The sequence below is a fragment of the Ignavibacteriales bacterium genome (assembly GCA_016709765.1).
GTDB lineage: Bacteria > Bacteroidota > Ignavibacteria > Ignavibacteriales > Ignavibacteriaceae > IGN3.
In genome coordinates, this window is sequence record JADJMD010000012.1 from 736,482 (window position 1) to 760,708 (window position 24,227).

The following is a 24,227-nucleotide window of genomic DNA, read 5'->3' on the forward strand; positions in this document are numbered from 1 at the left end:
ATTTGTTAGAAATTATTTAATATAAAGTCATTCAGATCGATTAATTGAGCAAAAGAGTCTGTTAAATTTTATAGATTGCTCTGGTTGTGTTATCGGAATGACAACCTTAGAAGAAGAACTAACAGATAGGTCTTTCTAACTTAAGTTGATGAACGGATTGTAGAAATTTTTTGCCAAATAATGGCGGAGGAAGATCGTTGTTGATAAAAAATAACTGTTCAGATTTTTGATTTTCAATTTTATCAAGAGGAACAATTAGAGAAATAAATTCAATTGATGCTAATTTTTCTTCAAGAGGTGGAAATAAATTTTCATTTAATTCTATACTTGTATATGAAGTAAAACAGCACTTAACATCCATTGAAGAAATAGAAACTGGATCTGATTCTTCAATAGGTACAGACTGACAGCACTCGGACTCGACAATTTCTTCAACTTCTGTTTTGCAGCAATCGTCCACAACATTAGAATTAGAGTGATCTTTTTCACATTCTGGAATTCCTAAAATAGAAACAGCACTAAAATTATGAGCTATGCAAATATGCTTATAAACATCAAACCCAAAACTGCTAAAAAGTAAAATAATAACAACTATTGATGTAAAAATATATTTGACTAAGTTTTTCAATTGCTAAATATGTATAATTGATTAATTCTACTTCTAAAATAGACTTTTTTATTAAAAACACAAGTGATTTATTCCTTTTTACTTTTAAAAGAATATAGTTATACCCAGACTTACGTTTGTACCTCGAATAAAAGTTCGATCCACAGTACCGTTTTGGCTGGAATTACGAATAGTAGTTCCCGATTCCTCACTTAATTCATTCACCAATTCGGAAGATTCTTTTGAAAATGTTAATCCATACTCCGCAGAAAATACGATGTTAGTTGTCAGCCTGTACTCTACACCTGCAATTATGTCTATTCCAAAACCTGTGGTTTTAATTTTACTGGTATATTTTCTCAGGTAAGATGAACCCAAATATTCATCATATCCTTCACTGTTGTATAAAGAAACGAATGGCCCACCACCAATAATTAAATCAAAATCATTATATCTTAAGATACTATGAAGATACTGAACAGAAATTTTAAAATTATAAAATTTAGAATATGTTGGTGGATTATTGGTGAGAGTATCAACCTTTTTCGTTATATCTTCATCCTGATTGCTAAAATTAGTTAACAAACCAACTCTTAATCCTGAATTATTATTAATCAGATATCGATAAGAAAAAGTATATCCATTAAAATTTGTGAGATTAAAAATATTGGTAACCTGAAATTGAATTCCGTGTTTCAAATCCATGTCTTTTGTTTTACAAGAATCCTGAGCAAATGATTGGTTGAATAATGCGATGAAGACGATAAGCAAAAAAAAGTTTTTCATAAATCTCCCTCTGTTTAAGTTGAAAACTATATAATAACTTATCATATTTTTATTTCAAACTCAATTTAATTTATGCTAGAATGGTTAGCAGTTAGCAAGTAAATTATTGGTTATGAAATAAATTTCTTTGTAAACTTTTGAAAATTAATAGCCTGAGTGTCTTTTGAAAAAAAAGGAGGTGCATTTCTGCACCCTAATTAAAAATTATAATTATGTAAAACTAATTTTTTATTTTGTAATCGTATAAAAATCCCTGACGTTTTTTAGCTTCTTCATCCCATTTAACTGTCGTGGTTCTCAGAAATTCCTGTTTAGCTTTGTTTAATTTTTCCATATCCAACCCAATATATTTTTGTGCCTTTTCTTTCGTAGATATATCAGGCATATCAATCGGATACTTAACACCAAGTTTTATAAATAATGCAGCAAGTAATCTGCGGGCTTCCCCGCCTTTATCTATAGACGTACCAAGAACCCTCATTGCTTCAACTGGCGAATGGAAACCTAACGCATTTGCGGCGGCAACCCAATCCCATCTCCATTGAGCATGACGAATCAATAATAAAATAGGTTTCATTTGCTCTTCAGTTGCACCGTTATCCCATGCAACTTTTGCTTCGATATGCGCTGCAGCGAGAGATTTCTCAGCTATTCTTCTCAACTCCTCAATTCTATCCTGCCTGTCATAAACATCCTGAACCAATCGAGCTGTTTCTTCTCTATGGCAGACCTGACAGGTATTTGCAACATTATTTAATGGTGATTGGATGTGATGATCTGTGAATTTGACTCCACCTTCAGTTTTATAAGGCATATGACAATCAGAACAGGAAACTCCACGAATAGCATGAATTCCTGTTTTAAACAATTCATAATCTGGATGCTGAGCTTTTAACATAGGTGTTCTACTTAATCCATTAGTCCAATCAGAAAAATCCATTGCATCATAATAAGCTTCCATTGAATCAGCACTGAATCCCCTATCCCAGGGGAATGTTAAATATTTTTCTTCCTTACCCTTAAAGTAATATTCAACGTGGCACTGTGCACAAACAAGCGAACGCATTTCCTGCCTGCTAAAACTGCTTATATCTTTTCCCTGTCGCTGAAATGCTTCTATTAAAGCAGGGCGAGTAATTCTTAAGTTCATTGTTTTAGGATCATGGCAGTCCTGGCAGCCAATCGGATTTACAATTTCACTCCCAAGATCTGTCCATTTCTTTTTGTAGAAGTTTGATACCCCAATTTCATTCATAACTCTTGGAACATCTGTGCTTTTACATGTCCAGCAAGTTGCCGGCATTGGACTGTTTTCATTATCACCTGTTCGTAAAATATTTCTAATATCTTCAATTGCATGGCCATGACCTCTGCCTTGATTATACTCTTTTGAAAAAGCGTAACCTGCCCACATAATCACAAGTTCAGGATATTCTTCAAGATAATCTCTATTAACTGAGCCGCCATGTTTACTTGCAAAAGTTGTGTCAAGAGTTTTTAAATAAGTTTCAAACTCGCGTGGATAATTTTCTCCCCATACCTCATTTCTTGGTTCCCAATCTTTAATAGGAGTTACCATTTGTAGAGTTGAAGATTCGCCTCTTCGCTCAATAATAGATGAGGCAAACAGACCAACTAAAAAAACAACTACGGCCGTGCCCAAAAATAACAGCCATCCTAACCAAGGTTTATTTTTTATAACTTCACTTACAGGTTTCATTGTAAATCCTAATAATATTATTAATATCTAATTTTTTTTTGTTCTAAAATATTTTCAATCCAATCAGGAATAAGCTTGGATAAACCAGGTACTTTTGCAAACGGAGCTGAAGATAAACTATTTACTCTTCCGTGAGGAACTTCTCTATGACAATCCCAGCAATATCCATCACCATCCTCCTGTATTTTTTGATTGCTAATTGAACGTAAGGAAATAGGATGAATCACATTTGAATGACATCGAATACAATTTTGCTGCACGGCATTTCTGCCCGCTTCTTTAATTCTAATTACCTGAGGTTCTAATCGGAATGTGTAAACATACGAATGCCTTAAACCATCAGAAGCCTTGAAAAAATATTTTTTAATAAAATTATCTTGCGGTACATGACAATCATTACAAACGGTAACTCTAACGTGGCTTCCATTCTGCCAGGTTGCATAGTATGAATTCATAACATGACAATTAACACAAGTTTCAGGTTTATCAGACAAATAAGATGTAGCACGACCTAAATGAAGCACTAAAAAAAATAAACCGACAAATACTCCCATACTAAATAAAACTCCAAAACGCCATTGTGGTGGTGGTTTGATTTTATCTATAACTTTTTTCATATAAAGAGATTACTCAGTTTTATTTTTGCAAGATTTGTTTGGTCTATTCTCATCAAATTTCTTTTCAATCATCTTTAACTCTTCTTCATTCAATAATAATTGAGCTTTTTCAAATAATATTCTTTCTTCTTTTCTAATATGGCCCTCAAGCAAGTTTCCTATTTCATCCAATTGATTAATCAAATCAGAATTTTTATCTAAAGCTAAAATTTTTTGTTTCAAAAGAATATGTTCATTTAGAATTTCAGAAATTAATTTATCAACTTCTTCGTTTTTCCCCTTTAGAAAAGGAAAAACTAATTCTTCTTCATCTTTAAAGTGCTGCACAAGATCATCAGTATAAACTTCTTGAGCATAATTCATTTTACCAATAAGATCTTTTGGTAAGCCGTTATAATTAGGAGCATCTTTTTTGATTAATTGAGCTAACAGTAAACCTTGATGATGATCTTGTGAAAGAGGAATTAGGGCTGGATGTCGTTTCATAAAGCTACTATTTATTCCCTTCTAATTTACTATTAGCGCCAACTTCTTCATTTAGCTTTTTAAATTCCTTCACACCAGTTGGATGACCATAGCTGTTCATATACTTGTAATGATTTAAATACTCTTCTTTTGTAATATTATTTTGCCAGTGTCCAGTTATAATCGCAATTCCAGTAATAATCATAAAAATAGATACAACTCCAATTACCACATACTTTTTACTGATTTTTTTCTTTTCTATGAAAATTGACTTAAGTTCGAGTGTATCTTTAACAGGACAAACATCTACACAATTCATGCAGGTAGAACATTCATCTGAAATAACAGTTTTTACTTTATCAACTTTTATAAAAGATGGGCAAGCTTTATTACAAAGTCCGCAATCGATACAGCTCTTTGCATTTCTTTGAATCTTATTAGGACTGAGCAAAGAAAAAATTCCCAGCAAGGCACCGTAAGGACAAAGAAACCTGCACCAGAAATTTCTAATCACTATAGATAAAACAAATAAAACTCCAATCACTATTAAAGCTGTTTGTGAAATGTTTGCAAAGAAATAATACATCTTTACATCTGATACCTGATTATACGGACTATCAAGAAATGCTTTAAGTGCAAGATTACTCATTAAAAAAACAACTGAGTAAACAAGAAATCCCAGCAATAAGTACTTTAAACTTCTTAGCGGATAATCCAACCACTTTGGAAGTTTCAATCTTCGTTTGAAAAATTTTTCTCCAAAATCCCCAACTAATTCTGATATAAAACCAATTGGACAAAACCAACTACAGAATGATTTTCCAAATGTTAAAGACATCAAAACGATGGCAAGAAAAATAAATAGTCCTGCTGGATGTGCGGAATGAATTTCTCCAGTAGTTAAGAAAAGATAAAAACTCATAAATGAACTGATCGGGAGAAATCCATCAACTCCAGGTGGACGGGAATGAAATGCTGCGGTTCCGTTAGTTGCTAAGTATTGGTTGAATAAATAAAATTCTACTCCAATCCAGATACACAATAATGCAAAAAGTGATTGTATAATAAATCTGGTTTTCTGTATCCCCTTTTCATCATTTCGAATTATTTTTTTCTTTTCTCTTTTTCCAGCTAATGTTGTCATAAAATATCTAGGTCAATTTCAAATATTATTAATTTTGTTTAGAGTTTTTTCTTTGAACTTATCTATAGTTTCAGAGCTAAGCATATCATAAGCTTTAGTTCTCAATTCACCCCATTGATCATGAACTGGACAAGGATTTTCTGGTGAACAATTTGGAAAACCAAGCACACAGGAATTAAAACTTTCCAGTCCATCGATTGCACCAACTATGTCTATTAGCTTTATTTTTGATGGATGTTTTGCAAGTTTAAAACCACCGGACTTTCCCTTTTTTGATTCTATAATTTCACTTTCAGTTAGACTTTGTAAAATTTTAGAAATGAATTCTTTCGGAATTGATAATCGCTTTGAAATTTCTTCTGCAGGACAAACACAATCACTTTCTTGAGCTGCCATAAAAAGAATAGCCTGAAGTCCGTATTCACACTTTTTTGAAAAAAATACTGTCATAATTTAATCAGATAAAATTGTCTGATTAAAGATAGTTCATTAAACTAAAATTATCAAATGATTTTTTGCTATGTATATATTTTGGAGTGATTAATCCACACTGCAACGAAATACTTTTGAACAAATGAATTAATTAAGCTTATTTTAAATAATTCATTATTTCTTTTGCTTTACCTGAAATTTCCTCAGACTCTTTTCTTAAATCAACTACAAACTTATTTTCTTCAAATGTACCTCTCACATTTTTGAAATCTGTATCCTGAACTTGCTCATCTCCATCAATTCCAAATCCGATTTTACTTAGCTGGTCGAATTCTTTCTCTGCGTCCTTAAGTATCATATTATTAAGTTTCACACTATTATCGCGCCAATCAGTAATCATTTGAATTAATTGTTCTTTTGTTAATTCTTTTACTTTAGTATTAAATCTTTGCTCAATAAGTTTTGCGCACCAAACCCAGGATGACTCAGAATATCTTTCCGATAAACTAGAAAACTCATCAGAAAGTGAATCAACAGAAAATAAAATTCCCGTCTTTACTTTATCAATTAATAATTCATAATCAGTTTGTGGAATTAGCATCCCAGAAGCATCAATCCATTTTTCACTAAACAATTCACTATCATACTCTAATATTTTATTAAGATCATTTGTACTATTTATTTCATTAGATATCCTTTTAATCAATTCTTGCCCAAGAAAAATCTTTATTGCCATTTCATAATATTTAGTACAAGTTTTTAAAAGTAATCGTTTGATATGCAATCCTTTGTAAGAAACAAATTCCTGCTCCCTGTTTGCTTTCTCAAGAAGCTCTTTCATTCTTTTCGAACCTTCAATCATTTTTCCTATGATATATGGATTCAAAAGATCAAAATGAAGAATATCAAATTTAATTGGATCTTTTCTTTTATCACGAGTTGGCCATTTCTGGCTATCACGTCTTGTTCCAACCGTAAATAAATTCATAGCTGGAGTAAGCATACTTTTTCCATCTTCTTCATTGATATATGAAAAAGGAAACTCGCTCGCATCAAAATTTGAATAGTGCTTCCCAATCACAACACTAAATGCCCCGACTCTTGAGGGCCAGAGCATATAAGAAAATGAACCCGTTTTTGATCCTCGTTCTAAAATGCCTTGATGCAATGGACCAAGTTTATACATATGATTACTTTGATTTGATCCACTACCGGCATTGTAAAATGAAAACATCGCAGCAATTAATAATGACGATTTATGATGTGTTACGGTAAACGGTCCTGCAAAAATGCTTACAGCTTCTCCGTGAAATCCTTCGCAGTTGCTGAAGAATGCCGAGTTTTCTACCGAATACTGTTTCCCAATTTTAACACCTTGTCCAATGAAACAATTATCTATTAGGGCAGAATCCGTAATGGATGAGCCAGACTGAATAATAAAATGTTTAGCTATCACTCCACTGCCGATAAAAACTGGATCACTTTTACTACTTGCGACCGTACCCTCAGTTAAACTTGTAACACCTTCTATTTTTGCAGAATCACCAATCCAAACATTTTCCAATATCCCTGAATGTTTTATTGAAGATCCGTGACCAACTCTTCCTATTAATGACTTTCGTGAATCAGAATAATGTTTAATAATTTCTTCAAGTTTTCCAATAAGAATTGAGTTGTGTCGGCAAGTGACCATCAAATAGGCAATTTGGGAAGTAAGTTTATCATAAATCATCAACTCTCTTCCCCCACCCTCATTTACTACACTAATCTTTATCCCGTTACCAAAAGTTGTTTCATTTTCAACAGTTAGAGATGCAATGTTTTCAAGCAGTACGTTATCTTCAATTCTGTAATTTGCCAGATTTTTAATATTCTGAATTCTGCAACTATTACCTATAAAAATTTCACCACCAAAATTCACATTCTGAATTAAATCAATTTGAAATTTTTCGGACACATTAATTTTATTCCAATCCGCTGCTGAACAACCATTAGCTATAAGATGATCAATTTCAAGGTTGATTAATTTTCTGTAATTCATTTTATGGCCCTTTAGATTTAAGAAATAAATTACACAATAGGTAATTCACTCAATGTATGGCTTTCAATCTCTTTAAAATATTTTACTGTACCAACTTTTAATTCTAAAGTTGATTCCTCGTCGCATGCAATAATTCCATGGGGATGAAGCTGCATCATCGAAACCGTCCACATATGATTTACACCTTCCTCTACTGCCATTTTCAGTGCACGTGCTTTACTGTAACCGCTTACAATTATTAAAACTTCCCTTGCATCCATAACTGTTCCAACTCCAACTGTAAGTGCAGTTTTAGGAACTTTGTTTACTTGATTTTCAAAGAAGCGAGCATTTGCGAGCCGTGTATCGTAAGTGAGAGTTTTAATACGCGTTCTTGATGATAGAGATGAGGCAGGTTCATTGAAAGCAATATGACCATCCGCGCCAATACCACCCAAAAAGAAATCTATTCCACCATAGGATTTTATTTTTTCCTCGTATAAATGACATTCTTTCTCAAGATCTTTTGCATTACCATTTAAGATATTTATGTTCTCCTTGGGAATATCAATATGGCTGAATAAATGCTGCCACATAAAATAATGATAACTTTCTGGATGTTCTTCAGATATATCAACATACTCATCCATATTAAATGTAACTACATTTTGAAAAGAAACTTTTCCTTCATTACAAAGGGAAACTAACTCTGCATAAGTTCCAATTGGAGAAGAACCGGTTGGGAGTCCTAAAATGTAAGGTTTATCCTTCGTCGGTTTTGCTGTAATAATTTTTTTTGCAATATAGTGAGCAACCCATTTACTAAGTGACTGGTAGTTATCATAAATTAAAATTCTCATATTACTCTCCTGTTTAAATAAAATTGTTAAAGCATAATTTTAGTATCAGCTACAAAACTTCCTTTCCCTTCTTCAAGAACTATTAAAGGATTGATATCAAGTTCTTTAATCTGAGGACATTCTACAGCAAGTTGAGAAAGCCGCATTATACATTCTTTTAATGAACTTATATCTCTCAAAGTGCGTCCTCTTGCACCGGATAGAATCGCCGATGCTTTTGTTTCCGTAATCAATTTATCTACGGATTTTTTATCAAGCGGAGCGATTCTAAAACTCACATCTTTATATATCTCAACAAAAATCCCACCGAGACCAAACATGACCACAGGTCCAAATGTCAAATCACGTTTTAAACCTAATATAATTTCTTCGCCTCGTGGGATCATCTGTCTTACAAATACGCCTTTTATCTTCGCTTCGGGTTTAAACTTTTTTATATTCTCAATTATTTTATTATAAGCTTCTTCAGCTTCCTCTTTTGATTTTATGTCAAGAATCACTCCTCCAACATCAAATTTATGAACAATATCATCTGATATAATTTTCATTACCACTGGATAACCAAGGTTATTGGATATTTTTCCTGCCTCCACTGCAGATTTGGCTAAACCACTTTTAAGTAATGGAAAATTATAGGCTTCAAGAACTCTAGCAGCTTCTTCCTCAGGAAGATATTTTTTTCCTTCGCTAAGGGCATTGTTAAGAATTAAATGTGCCTTTGTTACATCAACATCTTTAAATGATTCTGGAAGTTCTTGTTTCTCTTCCAGCATTTTCTTGAATTTATAAATAGTAGAAAAGGCAATCGGCATTGATTCTGGTAATATATAATGAGGAATTTTATTGCGCTGAAGAATATCTATTCCTGATGCAACATCAGCTTCTCCCATAAACGAAGTATATATCGGTTTTTCAAACTGACTTGATAAACGACTGATCTCCTCTGCAATACTATCAATTTCGGTCATCGATTGTGGCGTTAGAATTACAAATACTCCATCAACATTTTCATCTTTTAAAACGCTTGACACAGCAACATTATACCTGTCTGCCCGCGCATCCCCAATTACATCTACAGGATTATTAATATTAGCAGTTTTGGGAAGACTCTTTTTTAAAATTTCAGTTGTATCAGGTTTAAACTTCGGCAATTCAAGTCCATTCCTAATAGCAGCATCAGTCGTAAGAACGCCTGGTCCGCCTGCATTAGTAACAATAGCAATCCTGTTGCTTTTAGGCATCGGTTGATAAGTAAACGCAATAGCTTTATTAAACATCTCTTCAATATCATCACAACGAATAATTCCAGCTTGTTTAAATGCAGCATCACATATTTCATCGCTTCCGGCCAATGAACCAGTATGAGATGCAGCAGCAGATGCACCTGCAGCAGTTCTGCCTGATTTAATTGCCAAGACCGGTTTTCCGGTTTCCTCAATTACTGTTTTGGCAGCTTTCATCAAACCATGTCCATCACTTATTTCTTCCAAATAAAGTAGTATTACTTTTGTTTTGGGGTCATCCTTTAGATAGTATAAAAGATCAATCTCACTTATATCAGCTTTATTTCCAATGCTGACGAATTTCGAAAATCCAATATGTTTTGCCTTTGCATAATCAAGAACTGCTGTACAAAGTGCGCCGCTTTGTGAAATGAATGCGATATTGCCTTCTTCGGGCATTTTACGTGCAAACGAAGCATCAAGCATAACTATTGGATCTGTATTGATTACACCAAGACAATTTGGTCCAATGAAAGACATTCCATACTTGCGTCCGATTTCTTTAATCTGATCTTCCCTTTCAATTCCTTGTCCACCGACTTCCTTAAATCCTGCAGAAATAATTATAGCTCCTTTTATTCCTTTTTGCCCACATTGCTCGAGCGCCATATGCATTACAGAACTAGGGTAAACTATAACCGCAATATCCACCGGGTCGTCAATATCAATTACATATTTATAAGTTTTAATAGATGCAATATGTTTTTCGCGCGGATTAACAGGATAAACAACTCCTTTATATTCGGCTTTTAAAATGTTTACAAGAATATCGCAGGGAACAGTACCTTTAACATTATTTGCACCAAGCACTGCGATTGATTGAGGATAAAATATTCTATGGATATTTTTTGATTTTTCAGAAAAGTCAATACTCATCATTACTCCGAAATAGATTTAATTAAGATACTGTGAGATGAATTTTACTGCATCGGCTACTGTTTGAATTTCAAGAGCTTTATCCTCTTCCATTTCTATTTGAAATTCTTCTTCGAATGCAGCAACTAATTCTACACTTTGAAGTGAATCGGCTCCGAGATCAAAAATAAAATTGGCTTCATTAGATATGTTTTCTTCATTAGCTTTTAGAACATGTGCTATTACTTTTTTTACACGCTTTTGTACTTCATTATTCTCCATAGATAATCCTTTCTTGTAATGAGGTGTTAAGGTAAGATATATTTTAGGCCATTCGTCTGAATTCGAGAATTTGATTTACTTAAAATTAGTACTTCCCTGTTTTAATTTAAAGCAGATTAAAAACTTTGTTAATTAATGTTTATAAACTCTTAATAATCGTCAAGCATTTATAATTCGTTCAAAGAATTTATTCTTAAAGAATTCCAAAGAATACAATGTGATGATTTTTATTTGATTGGAGGTATATTAGATAATTTGTCTTTTTTCATAGCTATCTTTTCTTTTAATCTTTCATCAAAAAGTTTTCCAATTTCTGCTCCAAGAATAAAAACTGCGGCTGTATAATAAATCCAAAAGGCGATTACAATCACCAACGCATAAGCACCGTATATTCTGCCCCAGGTTTGAAAGTTTGCAAGATAATATCCAAATAAAACTTTCATTCCCACCCAAAATAATGAAGCCCACAAAGCGCCCACTAATGCGGAACGATGTTTTATTTTAGAAGTTGGAATAAAACTATAGAACAAATACATGAGCACTAACATTATAAAAATCGAGACCAGAATGGTAAACAACTGCTGAAAAATAGGATGGTTAAAGAATTGCAAGTAGGGAGTTGAATCTGCAATTGATTTAAACAATTCTAACAAAGGCAACGCCAAAATTGAAGCAAAGAAAAGTAGTATTGCAACGAGTATCACTAAAAAATCTCTTAGTTTGCCGATAAAAATATTTACTTCAATATCAACTCCGTTGATTTTATTCAACACTGTTCGCATACTGCTAAAAAATCCGCTGGCCGCAAAAAACAATCCCGCAAAACCGAGAAGGCCAGCAACGTTTTTAAACTCAATTACTTCTTCAACACGACTGAAAATTATTTGCTTTACAAAATCTGCATACTCGCTATATGGAATAACTGTATTAATAAAAGTTATAATTTGTAATTCCATTTCTTCTGAGCTAAGAAAATTTCCAAGTATCCAAAACACAATTAGTATTAAAGGAATAATGCAAGTGAAAAGTGAGAATGCTAGTCCGCCCGAAAAAAGAAAAAGATGATGTTGATCCATTCTAACATAAAGCCCACCAAAGTAATGTTTGAGAAATTTACCAGTATTTTGCCAATGGGGTCTAAGATGATATAAATATCTTAATTTTCTAAAGTATTTAAAGAAAATAGAATTTTTATATATTTCTTTTAACTTATTCTTCACCAGCCATTATTCCGGGAATTGTATTATAATAGATACCGGATAGTTCGGCTACGCTAACATCAAAAAGATTTTTTAATTTAAGTGATTGGGCACTAACTGTTCCAAGCTTTGTAAATTTAACACCTGTGAGTTTAAGTTCAGTTTCAAGAATTTTATCTTTTGAAACAGAGATAATTATTCTTGATTGAGATTCTGAGAATAAAGAAAAATCTTTTCTGGATTTTATTGGGATATCAACTTCACAACCAAGTTGTTTTTCCTGGTTGATTATGCAGCATTCAGCAAGTGCGGAAATGATTCCACCTTCGGAAATATCATGTGCAGATTTTATTAACCCTTTTCTGATAAGATTTAATAAAGTGTCTTGTAATTTCTTTTCTTCATCAAGATTTATTGTTGGTGACTCACCAGCGACTTTGTTATGAATAACTTTTGCATATTCGCTTCCGCCAAGTTCTTCTTTGTCCTCACCTAATAAATAAATTGCATCTCCTTCGTCTTTGAAATACGAGGTTGTAATGTGTTTTAAATCTTCCACTAATCCAACCATTCCAATTGTTGGTGTTGGATAAACTACCGTTTCTGGAGATTCATTATAAAAGCTTACATTGCCGCCTGTAACCGGCGTATCAAAATGTCTGCATGCTTCTCCCATTCCTGCAATAGCTTGTGCAAACTGCCAATAAACTTCAGGTTTATACGGGTTACCAAAGTTTAAACAATTTGTAACGCCAAGCGGAACGCCGCCTGAACAAACAATATTCCTTGCTGATTCCGCAACCGCAATCTTAGTTCCCTCTTTTGGATTTAAATAAACATAACGTGAGTTGCAATCTGTTTTCATTGCCAATGCTTTGTTTGTTCCTTTTACTAAAATAACGGCAGCATCACAACCTGGTCCAACAACTGTGTTAGTCCTTACCATCGAATCATATTGATGATAAACCCATTGTTTTGATACAATGTTCGGAGATGAAAATACTTTTAGAAAAGTTTCTTTTAAATCTTTTGGCTCAGGTAAAGTTTTTGAATCAAACTTTCTTGCTTCTTTTAAGTATTCGGGTTCTTTTTGATCGCGAACATAAACAGGAGCACCACCGCCAAGTACTAAATCAAAAGGTGGCATTGTTGCTTTGCGTTCACCTTGATAATCAATGTGAAGCATTCCATCGCCAGTCACTTCGCCAATAATTTCACAATGTAAATCCCATTTTTCAAAAACTTCTTTTACACGATCTTCATAACCTTTTTTAACACAGCACAACATCCTTTCCTGACTTTCACTCAACATAATCTCATAAGCAGTCATACCCTTTTCGCGCAAAGGAACTTTATCTAAGTTTATTTTCATTCCTGATTCACCTTTTGCACTCATCTCACTAGTGGAACATGAAATTCCCGCCGCACCCATATCCTGAATTCCAATCAGCCAATCATTTTTTATAATTTCTAAAGTCGCTTCCAGCAAAAGTTTTTCTGTGAATGGATCTCCAACCTGAACCGATGGACGTTTTGCTTCAGATTTTTCAGAAATTTCTTCAGATGCAAAAGTAGCGCCGTGTATTCCATCTCTTCCCGTAGAAGAACCCACAATCATAATCGGATTACCAACACCTTTTGATGTAGCAGATGCAAAGTGTTTTTTATTTACGATTCCAACTGCCATTGCATTAACAAGTGGATTACCTTGATACGATTCATCAAAATAAACTTCTCCCCCAACTGTAGGAACGCCAAAACTATTTCCATAATCACCAATTCCGCGAACAACACCATCAAATAGAAATCTTGTGCGTGCATCTTTTAATGAACCGAAGCGAAGTGAGTTTAATGAAGCTATTGGACGTGCACCCATTGTAAAGATATCACGCATAATTCCGCCAACACCGGTTGCTGCACCTTGATATGGCTCAACTGCAGATGGATGATTGTGACTTTCAATCTTAAATGCTACGGCTAAATCATCTCCAATATCGATAAGTCCTGCATTTTCCTCACCAGCAGCAACTAACAATCTACCGCCGCTTCGAGGTAAAGTTTTTAATTGTGCAATGGAATTTTTATAACTACAATGCTCGCTCCACATTACAGAAAAAACCCCAAGCTCTGTAAAAGTCGGAGTGCGACCGAGAATTTTTAAAATCTTTTCCCATTCGTCTTTAATTAAACCATGCTCCAAGGCAAGCTCAAAAGTTACTTCAGGTTCTTTCATCAATCTTCCAAGAGGATTTAAAATAGTTTGAAAATTTTATATGGAAATATAAGGGAAAGCAGTGTAAATTTTATAAAGAAATGATGAATCTATAACTACAGCAGAAGTACAGCTATAAAATAAAAAACCCCAATCAGTAGACTGGGGTTTTAAATAAAATTTGGCAGCGACCTACTCTCCCACACACCTGCGCATGCAGTACCATCGGCGTGCTGGGGCTTAACTTCTCTGTTCGGAATGGGAAGAGGTGTAACACCCAGGCTAAAACCACCAAAATTTAAACTTTGTGCTGACCAATAATCAGCATAAAAAATAAAATGAAAAAATGAAAGAGCGAGCCTGTAAGAGAAAATCAAATCTGTATTTAAAAATTTAAATGGATAAGCCTCACGACCTATTAGTACTACTTGGCTGAATACATTGCTGCACTTACACCTATAGCCTATCAACCTCGTCATCTTCGAGGAGTCTTTAGTTACTTACGTAAGGGATACCTAATCTTGAAGCGTGCTTCGCGCTTAGATGCTTTCAGCGCTTATCACAACCGTATATAGCTACCCAACTATGCCACTGGCGTGACAATTGGTGCACTAGAGATACGTTCACTTCGGTCCTCTCGTACTAGAAGCGACCCTTCTCAAGTATCCTGCGCCCGCATAGGATAGGGACCGAACTGTCTCACGACGTTCTGAACCCAGCTCACGTACCGCTTTAATTGGCGAACAGCCAAACCCTTGGGACCTTCTTCAGCCCCAGGATGCGATGAGCCGACATCGAGGTGCCAAACCTTACCGTCGATATGAACTCTTGGGTAAGATCAGCCTGTTATCCCCGGCGTACCTTTTATCCTTTGGCACTCGACGCATGATTACCAACCATGCTGAGGGAACCATTGAGAGCCTCCGTTACAATTTAGGAGGCGACCGCCCCAGTCAAACTACCCGCCTAACACTGTTCCTGACCCTGATTCAAGGGCCGAGGTTAGAATCCAAATAAAACAAGGGTGGTATTTCACCGTTGGCTCCACCGAAGCTAGCGCCCCGGCTTCAAAGCCTCCCACCTATCCTACACATGCTTTACCCGAACCCAATGCTAGGGTGCAGTAAAGGTGCACGGGGTCTTTCCGTCCATATGCGGGTAACCGGCGTCTTCACCGGTACCACAATTTCACCGAGCCCGTGGTTGAGACAGTGCCCAAATCGTTACACCATTCGTGCAGGTCGGAACTTACCCGACAAGGAATTTCGCTACCTTAGGACCGTTATAGTTACGGCCGCCGTTTACTGGGGCTTCGATTCATAGCTTCGCCTTGCGGCTAACCACTCCTCTTAACCTTCCAGCACCGGGCAGGTGTCAGTCCCTATACATCGTCTTGATTGACTTCGCAGAGACATATGTTTTTGTTAAACAGTCGCTTGGGCCATTTCACTGCGGCCCCTTTCAGCTAAATTAGAATTAATTTCACTTACTAGGGGCACCCCTTTTCCCGAAGTTACGGGGTTAATTTGCCGAGTTCCTTAACCACGGCTCACTCGAGCACCTTAGAATACTCATCCCATCTACCTGTGTCGGTTTGCGGTACGATCTGATAAAACTCTTCTGTACGAAGCTTTTCTCGGCAGTATGATTACGATCAGTTTATGTCCAAAGGACTCCCGTTCGCATCTCAGCCTTAAGAAAGTGCGGATTTGCCTACACTTTCAGCCTACTTGCTTAGACCACCTAATCCAACAGGTGGCTGATCTTCACTTCTGCGTCCCTCCTTACAGTCAAACGATTTTTACCAGGTACAGGAATATTAACCTGTTTTCCATCACCTACGCCTTTCAGCCTCGGCTTAGGGATCGACTAACCCTGAGATGACTAACATTGCTCAGGAAACCTTAGATTTTCGGTGGATCGATTTTTCATCGATCTTATCGTTACTTATGCCTACATTTGCTTTTCTATGCGCTCCAGCATGGTTCACACCACACCTTCAGTGCCCATAGAATGTTCCCCTACCACTGCTGATAAATCAGCAATCCATAACTTCGGCAGATAGTTTAAGTCCCGAGTATTGTCGACGCCGAGTCGCTTGACTAGTGAGCTATTACGCACTCTTTAAATGAATGGCTGCTTCTAAGCCAACATCCTAGTTGTCTGAGCAACTCAACATCCTTTCTCTGTTAACTATCATTTGGGGGCCTTAGTTGATGGTTTGGGTTGTTTCCCTTTTGGCCACGAAGCTTATCCCTCGTGGCCTGACTCCCGGAAAACATGTATACGGAATTCGGAGTTTGTCTGGGTTTGGTACCGTTGTGACGGCCCTAGCCCAATCAGTGCTCTACCTCCGTTACACTTTTATCCGAGGCTAGCCCTAAAGCTATTTCGGGGAATACGAGCTATTTCCGAGTTTGATTGGCCTTTCACCCCTACCCTCACCTCATCCAAACGGTTTTCAACCCATACTGGTTCGGACCTCCATGAGGTTTTACCCTCACTTCATCCTGGACGAGGGTAGATCACACGGTTTCGCGTCTACCGCACGTTACTTAAATCGCCCGGTTAGGACTTGCTTTCGCTTCGGCTGCGTTTCTTAGAAACTTAACCTTGCAACGTACGAGTAACTCGTAGGCTCATTATCCAAAAGGCACGCTGTCATCCTGATAAATCAAGACTCCAACTGCTTGTAAGCATATGGTTTCAGGTACTATTTCACTCTCCTAATAGGAGTTCTTTTCACCTTTCCCTCACGGTACTATGCGCTATCGGTTACGAGAGAGTATTTAGTCTTACCAGATGGTTCTGGCAGATTCCCACAGACTTCCACTTATTCCGTGGTACTTGGGAGGCTGATCCAAAGAGACATAAAACTTTCGCTTAAAGGACTATCACCTTCTATGGTTGAACTTTCCAGAACATTCAGCTAGTAATATATTTTTTTACTCTTCGACTTATTAGCAATTCAGTCAGATCAATTCCCACAACACCAATAACGCAACGGTTGCTTCCTTTAACACGTTAAATGGTTTAGACTGTTTCCTTTTCGCTCGCCACTACTAAGGAAATAACTATTGTTTTCTTTTCCACCAGGTACTTAGATGTTTCAGTTCCCTGGGTTGCCTTCACACAACCTATTTATTCAGTTGTGGATATCTCAACATTACTCGAGACGGGTTGCCCCATTCGGAGATCTACGGGTCTTAGGTTATTTCCACCTATCCGTAGCATTTCGCAGGTAGTCGCGTCCTTCATCGGCTTCTCGTACCAAGGCATCCGCCATATGCCCTTAATAACTTATCCAAAATTTTTATACACAGATAGATTTGTATTCTCTTAAAAATAATACATTATCTATCATTTAATTTCAGGCTCAGTAAAACGTTGATTCAAAGAATCATTGTTTTTACTCTTTCAAATTTTCAAAGAACAAAATAAAAATGTGGAGCTAATCGGGATCGAACCGATAACCTCCGCCTTGCAAGGGCGGCGCTCTCCCAATTGAGCTATAGCCCCAAAAACTTCTTAGGGTAATTGGGATTAGGTTTAGTATCTACTTGCACACAACCCAAAAAGTGGGCCTGAGTAGAGTTGAACTACTGACCTCACGCTTATCAGGCGTGCGCTCTAACCATCTGAGCTACAGGCCCAAATAAATATTTTAGACAACAAAAAATCATTTCCAATATGAAAATGATAATTTGGCCTGGGCATCAGAATATAAAGAACAAAAATTAAAAGAGTGAGAAACCAGCAATCTCATAGCTTAAGATTACTCTTAGAAAGGAGGTGATCCAGCCGCACCTTCCGGTACGGCTACCTTGTTACGACTTAGCCCCAGTCACCGGTTTTACCTTAAACAGATTCCTCCTTGCGGTTAGAATACTGGCTTTGGGTACCCCCGGCTTCCATGGCTTGACGGGCGGTGTGTACAAGGCCCGGGAACGTATTCACCGTGGCGTGCTGATCCACGATTACTAGCAATTCCAACTTCATGGAGTCGAGTTTCAGACTCCAATCCGAACTGAGGATGCCTTTAGAGGATTGGCTCCACCTTGCGGCTTAGCAACCCATTGTAACATCCATTGTAGCACGTGTGTAGCCCTAGGCGTAAGGGCCATGCGGACTTGACGTCATCCCCACCTTCCTCACTACTTGCGTAGGCAGTCCTATTAGAGTGCTCAGCATAACCTGGTGGCAACTAATAGTAGGGGTTGCGCTCGTTGCGGGACTTAACCCAACACCTCACGGCACGAGCTGACGACAGCCATGCAGCACCTGTACAAGTGCCATTGCTGGAGGGGTACTTTCATACCCTGTCACTTGCCTTTCAAGCCTAGGTAAGGTTCTTCGCGTTGCATCGAATTAAACCACATGCTCCACTGCTTGTGCGGGCCCCCGTCAATTCCTTTGAGTTTCAACCTTGCGATCGTACTTCCCAGGTGGAATACTTAATGCGTTAGCTGCGGCACTGAGTTAAAAACCCAACACCTAGTATTCATCGTTTACAGCGTGGACTACCAGGGTATCTAATCCTGTTTGCTCCCCACGCTTTCGCGCCTCAGCGTCAGTATCGGACCAAGAGACCGCCTTCGCAACTGGTGTTCTTCCAGATATCTACGTATTTCACCACTACACCTGGAATTCCGTCTCTCTCTCCCGAACTCAAGAATAACAGTATCAAAGGCAGTTCTACAGTTAAGCTGTAGGATTTCACCTCTGACTTGCTATCCCGCCTGCGCGCCCTTTACACCCAGTAAATCCGGACAACGCTTGCCCCCTACGTATTACCGCGGCTGCTGGCACGTAGTTAGCCGGGGCTTTCTCTGAGGGTACAGTCAAATACCGATCCAATCGGTACTGTTCTTCTCCTCTAACAGGAGTTTACAACCTTACGGCCTTCATCCTCCACGCGGCGTTGCTGGGTCACCCTTGCGGGCATTGCCCAATATTCCTCACTGCTGCCTCCCGTAGGAGTCTGGACCGTGTCTCAGTTCCAGTGTGGCTGATCATCCTCTCAGACCAGCTACTGATCGTTGCCTTGGTAGGCCTTTACCCTACCAACTAGCTAATCAGACGCAAGCTCATCTATAGGCGTTACTTAAACTTTAACAACATCACCATGCGGTGCCGCTGCATTATCCGGTATTAGCCTCGATTTCTCGAAGTTATTCCAGACCCAAAGGTAGATTGCTTACGTGTTACGCACCCGTGCGCCACTTTAATAGAGATATTGCTACCTCGTTCTCGTAGACTTGCATGTGTTAAGCACGCCGCCAGCGTTCGTCCTGAGCCAGGATCAAACTCTCCGTTGTAGAGTTTAATTTTTTTGTAATCTTGGCGTTAGACGCAAGTTAAACTATGGAATTAACTGGCTTATTTTCTCACTCTTTCAAAGAACAAAGCCTTCTTTAAGAAGGGCTACAAATTTAAAGTCTCTTCAAACTAAAGTCAAGTAAACTTAATCTTCTATCTGAAAAACTTAAAAAATAATTTTCAAGAACAATAATTTATTAAAAAGTAGCCCGCTAATATGTAGGTTATGTGTTTAAATGTCAAGTTTTTACTTCGTTAATTGTACAATTAATAATAAAACTGTGGCAATACTGCCAACTATCGAAAAATAACCACCCCATTCTGCAACTGTTGATTGGAAAGATCTGATCCTCTGTTTGGGAATAAAAATAAAATCTCCATCTTCTATTTGGACTTTTAGAGTTGCGCTTACCCAATTTCTCGAATCTCCTTTAATAATCATGATTTCTTCTTCTGCATATTCACCTAACCCACCAGCTTGATCAATATAATAGCGATAGTCTTTGTTTTCAGAATATTTTACATGACCAGGGTTTGATACTTGTCCAAAAACATAAACTGTCTTTGTAAGTGGTGGAACAACAATAACGTCACCACTTTCTAAAGTGAAGTTATATATTTCAGAAGATTCATTTTCTACCTGAGTAAAATCTATCGCACTTCCTTCATTTAGTACTCTATACTGGTTTTCAACTTCAAAATAGTATTTATCTTCTTCAACCAAGTTTGACATTCTAAACATCATTGCTTGTTCATAATTTACAATCCTTGCAACCAGATCTGAATTATTATTCAATAATTCATCCCCAATTTTAATCCCATATTGTCGTTCAAGAAGTGGTGTTATACTATTACCTCTAAAAATTCTAGATCTTTTTAATGAAGCATTTTTTGTAAAACCTTTAACCAAATTAATCACTTCACCAAGTTTAGTGTTGTCTTTAGTAATAGGGATATATCCTGGCTGATTCACTTCTCCTAAAATCAAGATATAAAAATCTTTTTTCTGAGTTTCATTAGCCATTATTATAATCTGGTCACCGCGTTGAATTGTCACATCTTGATCTAGTTTGACTGTTATCGTTTCCTGTTTTTGTCCATCATAACTAAGTCTCTTTATCTCAGCATTATTCAATTTTTCATATGCGGGATTTAATCCACGCGCTAGTTGTATCGCATCACTTAGTTTATCACCTTCAACATAAAAATATTTTCCCGGTATGTTCACAGCGCCATTTATACTAAAAAAGTTTCTATCAATATCGTATGGAGGGAAAATTATTATATCATCATTTTTGAGATAGGGATTATTTTTAAAATCGCCGTAAAGTCTAAACTTTTCAAGATCAATCACTATTTCTTCACCAGAAGATCTTTTTAAAGTTATTCCTCTTAAAGAATACATAGTTAAATCTTTTTTTAGCTTATCAAGTAAGGCTTCGTCTTGAGCATTTGCAGTAGATCGTGCAACTGCTTCATTATAAATTCTTGTGATAAACTGATCAACTCTCTCTGTCATCAAAGCTGGGAAAGAGCCTGTTAAGGGGAAGCTACCACCAATCGTTACGCTTATTCCTGAAAAATTTAATAAACTTTGTTGTTCTTTTGTAGAAGATTGCGAGCAAACTACTGAAGCAATTAATAACCAAACTAAAAATAGATTTTTCATCTTATCCTTTAGATTCTATTTGTGTACTGAAGATTGTAATATTTTTGATATTCACCAGAGATAATGCGTTCCCACCAGTTTTTATTTTTTAGATACCATTCTATTGTATGCTGTATTGCAGAATCAAATTTAAATTCTGGTTTCCATCCCAACTCGGTTTGAATTTTTGTTGAATCGATTGCATAACGTTTATCATGTCCAGGTCTATCTTTAACAAATTCAATTAACTCCTCACCTTTTTTTAGATTTTCCAAAATCAGTTTTATGATTTCTAAGTTAGGCATTTCGTTACTAGCGCCTATGTTATAAACTTCGCCGAGTTTTCCATTTTCAAAAACTAATTCTACAGCTTTGTTATGATCAATTACATAAATCCAATCACGCACGTTCATTCCATCACCGTATACCGGAAGCTTTTTATTTTGCAAAGCATTCAAAATAATTAATGGAATAAGTTTTTCAGGAAACTGAAGCGGGCCATAATTATTTGAGCACCTTGTTATTACAATTGGCAATCCATAAGTATGATGAAAAGCCTGAACCATCATATCCGAAGCAGCTTTACTGGCTGAATACGGGCTGTTTGGTGTTATTGGAGTGTGTTCTGTGAACAATCCTGTTGAGCCTAAGCTGCCATAAACTTCATCAGTTGAGATTTGTAAAAATCTTTCAACTTCAAATCTTCGTGCCGCTTCTAATAAAACATTTGTGCCTATTACATTTGTTCTGAAAAATATTTCCGATCCTGAAATACTTCTATCTACATGAGATTCCGCAGCAAAGTTTATCACATATTTTATTTTATACTTTTCAAAAATGTAATTAACTAACTCGGAGTTTGTTATATCTCCTTTAATAAAGGTATAATTCTTATCTGACTCAATTTCTTTTAAGTTTTCAAGATTGCCTGCATAAGTCAGTTTATCAAGATTTACAATAAAATAATCATCTCTTGATTTTAAAATGTAATTGATAAAATTACTACCGATAAATCCTGCGCCGCCTGTTACTAATATATTTTTCATAATTAAAACGAGAAAAATCCAGCAAAAATGCCTGCTTGAATAAAAAATCCATCAGACTTTAAATCTGTTGGAACACCATTTATTGATTGACCATTTTCTGCTTGCCAATCATCAGCGAATGTTAACTGATATCCTAGGCCCAACCGTAAAGCAACAAATCTGTAAACCGGAAATTCAGCATTTAAAGTTGGAGTGAACATCCAATAATTGTTAATAATTTTTCTTGAAATATTTGAAGTTGTTCCGGTATTAATTTCAGTAAAAATATTTCCCCAACTAAAACTTCCATCGTTACGATACAATTCCACAGACATACTACCAGCACCAATACTTGCACCAACAGAAACACCAATATTTTTTATAAAGGGCAAAGTATATTCAACAGTTAGCGCTCCGCCACCGATTGAATAAATGGCTTCCAGATTATCCGTTCCGATTTTTGCTGAAGATGAAGCTGACCCGCCAAAGCCTATACCACCGATGCGTAAATTTTTAACAAATCCAATATAAATGAAACCGCCGCCGCCTGTCGAAAAGATTCCGCTTTTTGAAAGCTCAGGAATACCAATTTCTTTTAATTTTAGATTAAGTGGGTCAACATTTGGGATGTGCCATCCTGCAACAAATCCGCCGCCACCGCCGAAAGGAGCATCAAAGTATTTTGCTGTTTGACCAAACATGTTAATGTTAAGTAAGACAGCTAAAAATAAGGTTATAAAATATTTCATAATTCTTTCATTATTTCTTGATAAATTTACCAAAGTAAGTATGATTTTCAAAAATGTTATATAGTTAGCATGTTAAAATAAGATAGTTCTTTAACTTTTATAGTGTAAAATTCAATCAATAGAAAATGAAAATATTAATTACAGGCGGAAGTGGATTACTTGGGCAATATTTAAATGTTGTACTATCGCAAAAGCACGAAATTTTAACTTTATTCAATTTAAATTTGGGCAACTGCGGAAAATTTAAATCGCAAAAAATAGATTTACTTAATGACAAAAAACTCCAATCTATTTTTACTAAGTGTCAACCCGATGTTGTGATTCACACTGCAGCAATTTCTCATCCAATCTTACCTATTAGTATTTCTTCAAAAAATGTTTATGATATTAATGTGGGAGCAACAGAAAACATTGCACAACTCTGCGATAAGTTTAGATCAAAACTCATTTATACCTCTACTGATTTAGTTTATGCAGGTTATCGAGGATCGATGTTGAAGGAAGATGCGAAACTAAATCCAGTTTCTCTTTATGCTGAAACAAAATTAATGGGTGAAATTAAAATTCAGGAAACGTTTGATAACTATTTAATTCTTAGAACAGCATTATTATTTGGGCTTGGATTAAATCATTCCAAAAATCATTTCCATCAAATGTTTATGGATTTGAAACAAGGTAAGCGAGTAAAACTTTTTGCAGATCAATTTAGAACGCCAATTTCACTAAAAGAATCTGCAAGAATAATTAATGAACTTGTGAGTAAAGATATTAAATCAGAAATAATAAACTTTGGTGGAATTGAAAGGGTTTCGCGATATGAGTTTGGCGAAAAATTATGTGAAGTAACAAGCTTTGATAAAAATTTATTAGTAAAAATTAAAATGGATGACGTTCCAAGTTTACCAAAAGTAAAAGATGTCTCTATAAATACAGTTAAACTTCAAGCTTTCGGGATCAAACAAAAAAGTATTGAAGAAATGATTTTAGAGATAGTATAAAATTAT

At 36.1% G+C, this 24,227-nt stretch carries 17 protein-coding genes, 2 tRNA genes and 3 rRNA genes; 1 reads left to right on the forward strand and 21 read right to left on the reverse strand.

Features of this window, described 5'->3' with window-relative positions; all coding sequences use genetic code 11:
- Positions 1-118: 118 nt before the first annotated feature.
- The 21 genes from IPJ23_09165 to IPJ23_09265 form a co-directional block, all read right to left on the reverse strand.
- Complete coding sequence (locus IPJ23_09165; protein ID MBK7630861.1) at positions 119-628, reverse strand: hypothetical protein; 510 nt, start codon at positions 626-628, stop codon at positions 119-121.
- 84 nt (positions 629-712) lie between these two features.
- On the reverse strand, positions 713-1,393 hold the full coding sequence (locus IPJ23_09170) for an outer membrane beta-barrel protein (GenBank protein ID MBK7630862.1): 681 nt from the start codon (positions 1,391-1,393) through the stop codon (positions 713-715).
- Positions 1,394-1,613: 220 nt separating this feature from the next.
- Entirely contained in the window at positions 1,614-3,113 is a 1,500-nt protein-coding gene (gene nrfA, locus IPJ23_09175) for an ammonia-forming cytochrome c nitrite reductase (GenBank protein MBK7630863.1), read from the reverse strand.
- A gap of 20 nt (positions 3,114-3,133) precedes the next feature.
- Positions 3,134-3,730 carry a cytochrome c nitrite reductase small subunit gene (gene nrfH / locus IPJ23_09180; GenBank protein MBK7630864.1) on the reverse strand — a complete coding sequence of 199 codons (597 nt, stop codon included), beginning with the start codon at positions 3,728-3,730 and terminating at the stop codon, positions 3,134-3,136.
- 9 nt (positions 3,731-3,739) lie between these two features.
- On the reverse strand, positions 3,740-4,216 hold the full coding sequence (locus IPJ23_09185; GenBank protein ID MBK7630865.1) for a hemerythrin domain-containing protein: 477 nt from the start codon (positions 4,214-4,216) through the stop codon (positions 3,740-3,742).
- 7 nt (positions 4,217-4,223) lie between these two features.
- A complete protein-coding gene (locus IPJ23_09190) occupies positions 4,224-5,339 on the reverse strand; it encodes a 4Fe-4S binding protein (protein MBK7630866.1) in 1,116 nt (371 codons plus the stop codon).
- A gap of 18 nt (positions 5,340-5,357) precedes the next feature.
- The gene (locus IPJ23_09195; GenBank protein MBK7630867.1) at positions 5,358-5,789 is read right to left on the reverse strand and encodes an Rrf2 family transcriptional regulator; all 432 of its coding nucleotides are present in this window, start codon (positions 5,787-5,789) and stop codon (positions 5,358-5,360) included.
- Positions 5,790-5,928: 139 nt separating this feature from the next.
- On the reverse strand, positions 5,929-7,812 hold the full coding sequence (locus IPJ23_09200; GenBank protein MBK7630868.1) for a DUF4954 family protein: 1,884 nt from the start codon (positions 7,810-7,812) through the stop codon (positions 5,929-5,931).
- A gap of 29 nt (positions 7,813-7,841) precedes the next feature.
- A complete protein-coding gene (locus IPJ23_09205; protein MBK7630869.1) occupies positions 7,842-8,651 on the reverse strand; it encodes a glucosamine-6-phosphate deaminase in 810 nt (269 codons plus the stop codon).
- A 26-nt stretch (positions 8,652-8,677) separates the two neighbouring features.
- Positions 8,678-10,810 (reverse strand): acetate--CoA ligase family protein, encoded by a 2,133-nt coding sequence (locus tag IPJ23_09210; GenBank protein ID MBK7630870.1) that lies wholly within the window; start codon positions 10,808-10,810, stop codon positions 8,678-8,680.
- Between the two features lie 18 nt (positions 10,811-10,828).
- On the reverse strand, positions 10,829-11,071 hold the full coding sequence (gene acpP, locus IPJ23_09215; protein ID MBK7630871.1) for an acyl carrier protein: 243 nt from the start codon (positions 11,069-11,071) through the stop codon (positions 10,829-10,831).
- Positions 11,072-11,298: 227 nt separating this feature from the next.
- A complete protein-coding gene (locus tag IPJ23_09220; GenBank protein ID MBK7630872.1) occupies positions 11,299-12,291 on the reverse strand; it encodes a YihY/virulence factor BrkB family protein in 993 nt (330 codons plus the stop codon).
- On the reverse strand, positions 12,281-14,503 hold the full coding sequence (gene purL / locus IPJ23_09225) for a phosphoribosylformylglycinamidine synthase subunit PurL (protein ID MBK7630873.1): 2,223 nt from the start codon (positions 14,501-14,503) through the stop codon (positions 12,281-12,283). The genes IPJ23_09220 and purL overlap by 11 nt, the downstream gene beginning before the upstream one ends.
- Before the next feature lie 158 nt (positions 14,504-14,661).
- Positions 14,662-14,778 (reverse strand): 5S ribosomal RNA (gene rrf / locus IPJ23_09230).
- 101 nt (positions 14,779-14,879) lie between these two features.
- Positions 14,880-17,788: ribosomal RNA gene (locus IPJ23_09235) — 23S ribosomal RNA — on the reverse strand.
- 140 nt (positions 17,789-17,928) lie between these two features.
- Positions 17,929-18,001 (reverse strand) — tRNA-Ala (locus IPJ23_09240).
- 60 nt (positions 18,002-18,061) lie between these two features.
- Positions 18,062-18,135 (reverse strand) — tRNA-Ile (locus IPJ23_09245).
- Positions 18,136-18,267: 132 nt separating this feature from the next.
- Positions 18,268-19,800: ribosomal RNA gene (locus tag IPJ23_09250) — 16S ribosomal RNA — on the reverse strand.
- Together the 16S, 23S and 5S rRNA genes with 2 tRNA genes alongside form the textbook arrangement of a ribosomal RNA operon.
- Positions 19,801-20,048: 248 nt before the next feature.
- Positions 20,049-21,470, reverse strand: a complete 1,422-nt coding sequence (locus IPJ23_09255; GenBank protein ID MBK7630874.1) for an SLBB domain-containing protein — start codon at positions 21,468-21,470, stop codon at positions 20,049-20,051.
- A gap of 8 nt (positions 21,471-21,478) precedes the next feature.
- On the reverse strand, positions 21,479-22,495 hold the full coding sequence (gene rfbB / locus IPJ23_09260) for a dTDP-glucose 4,6-dehydratase (GenBank protein ID MBK7630875.1): 1,017 nt from the start codon (positions 22,493-22,495) through the stop codon (positions 21,479-21,481).
- Between the two features lie 2 nt (positions 22,496-22,497).
- On the reverse strand, positions 22,498-23,223 hold the full coding sequence (locus IPJ23_09265; GenBank protein MBK7630876.1) for a hypothetical protein: 726 nt from the start codon (positions 23,221-23,223) through the stop codon (positions 22,498-22,500).
- A gap of 125 nt (positions 23,224-23,348) precedes the next feature.
- Here IPJ23_09265 and IPJ23_09270 point away from each other — a divergent pair, with 125 nt between their 5' ends.
- Entirely contained in the window at positions 23,349-24,221 is an 873-nt protein-coding gene (locus tag IPJ23_09270) for an NAD(P)-dependent oxidoreductase (protein ID MBK7630877.1), read from the forward strand.
- Positions 24,222-24,227: the final 6 nt, after the last annotated feature.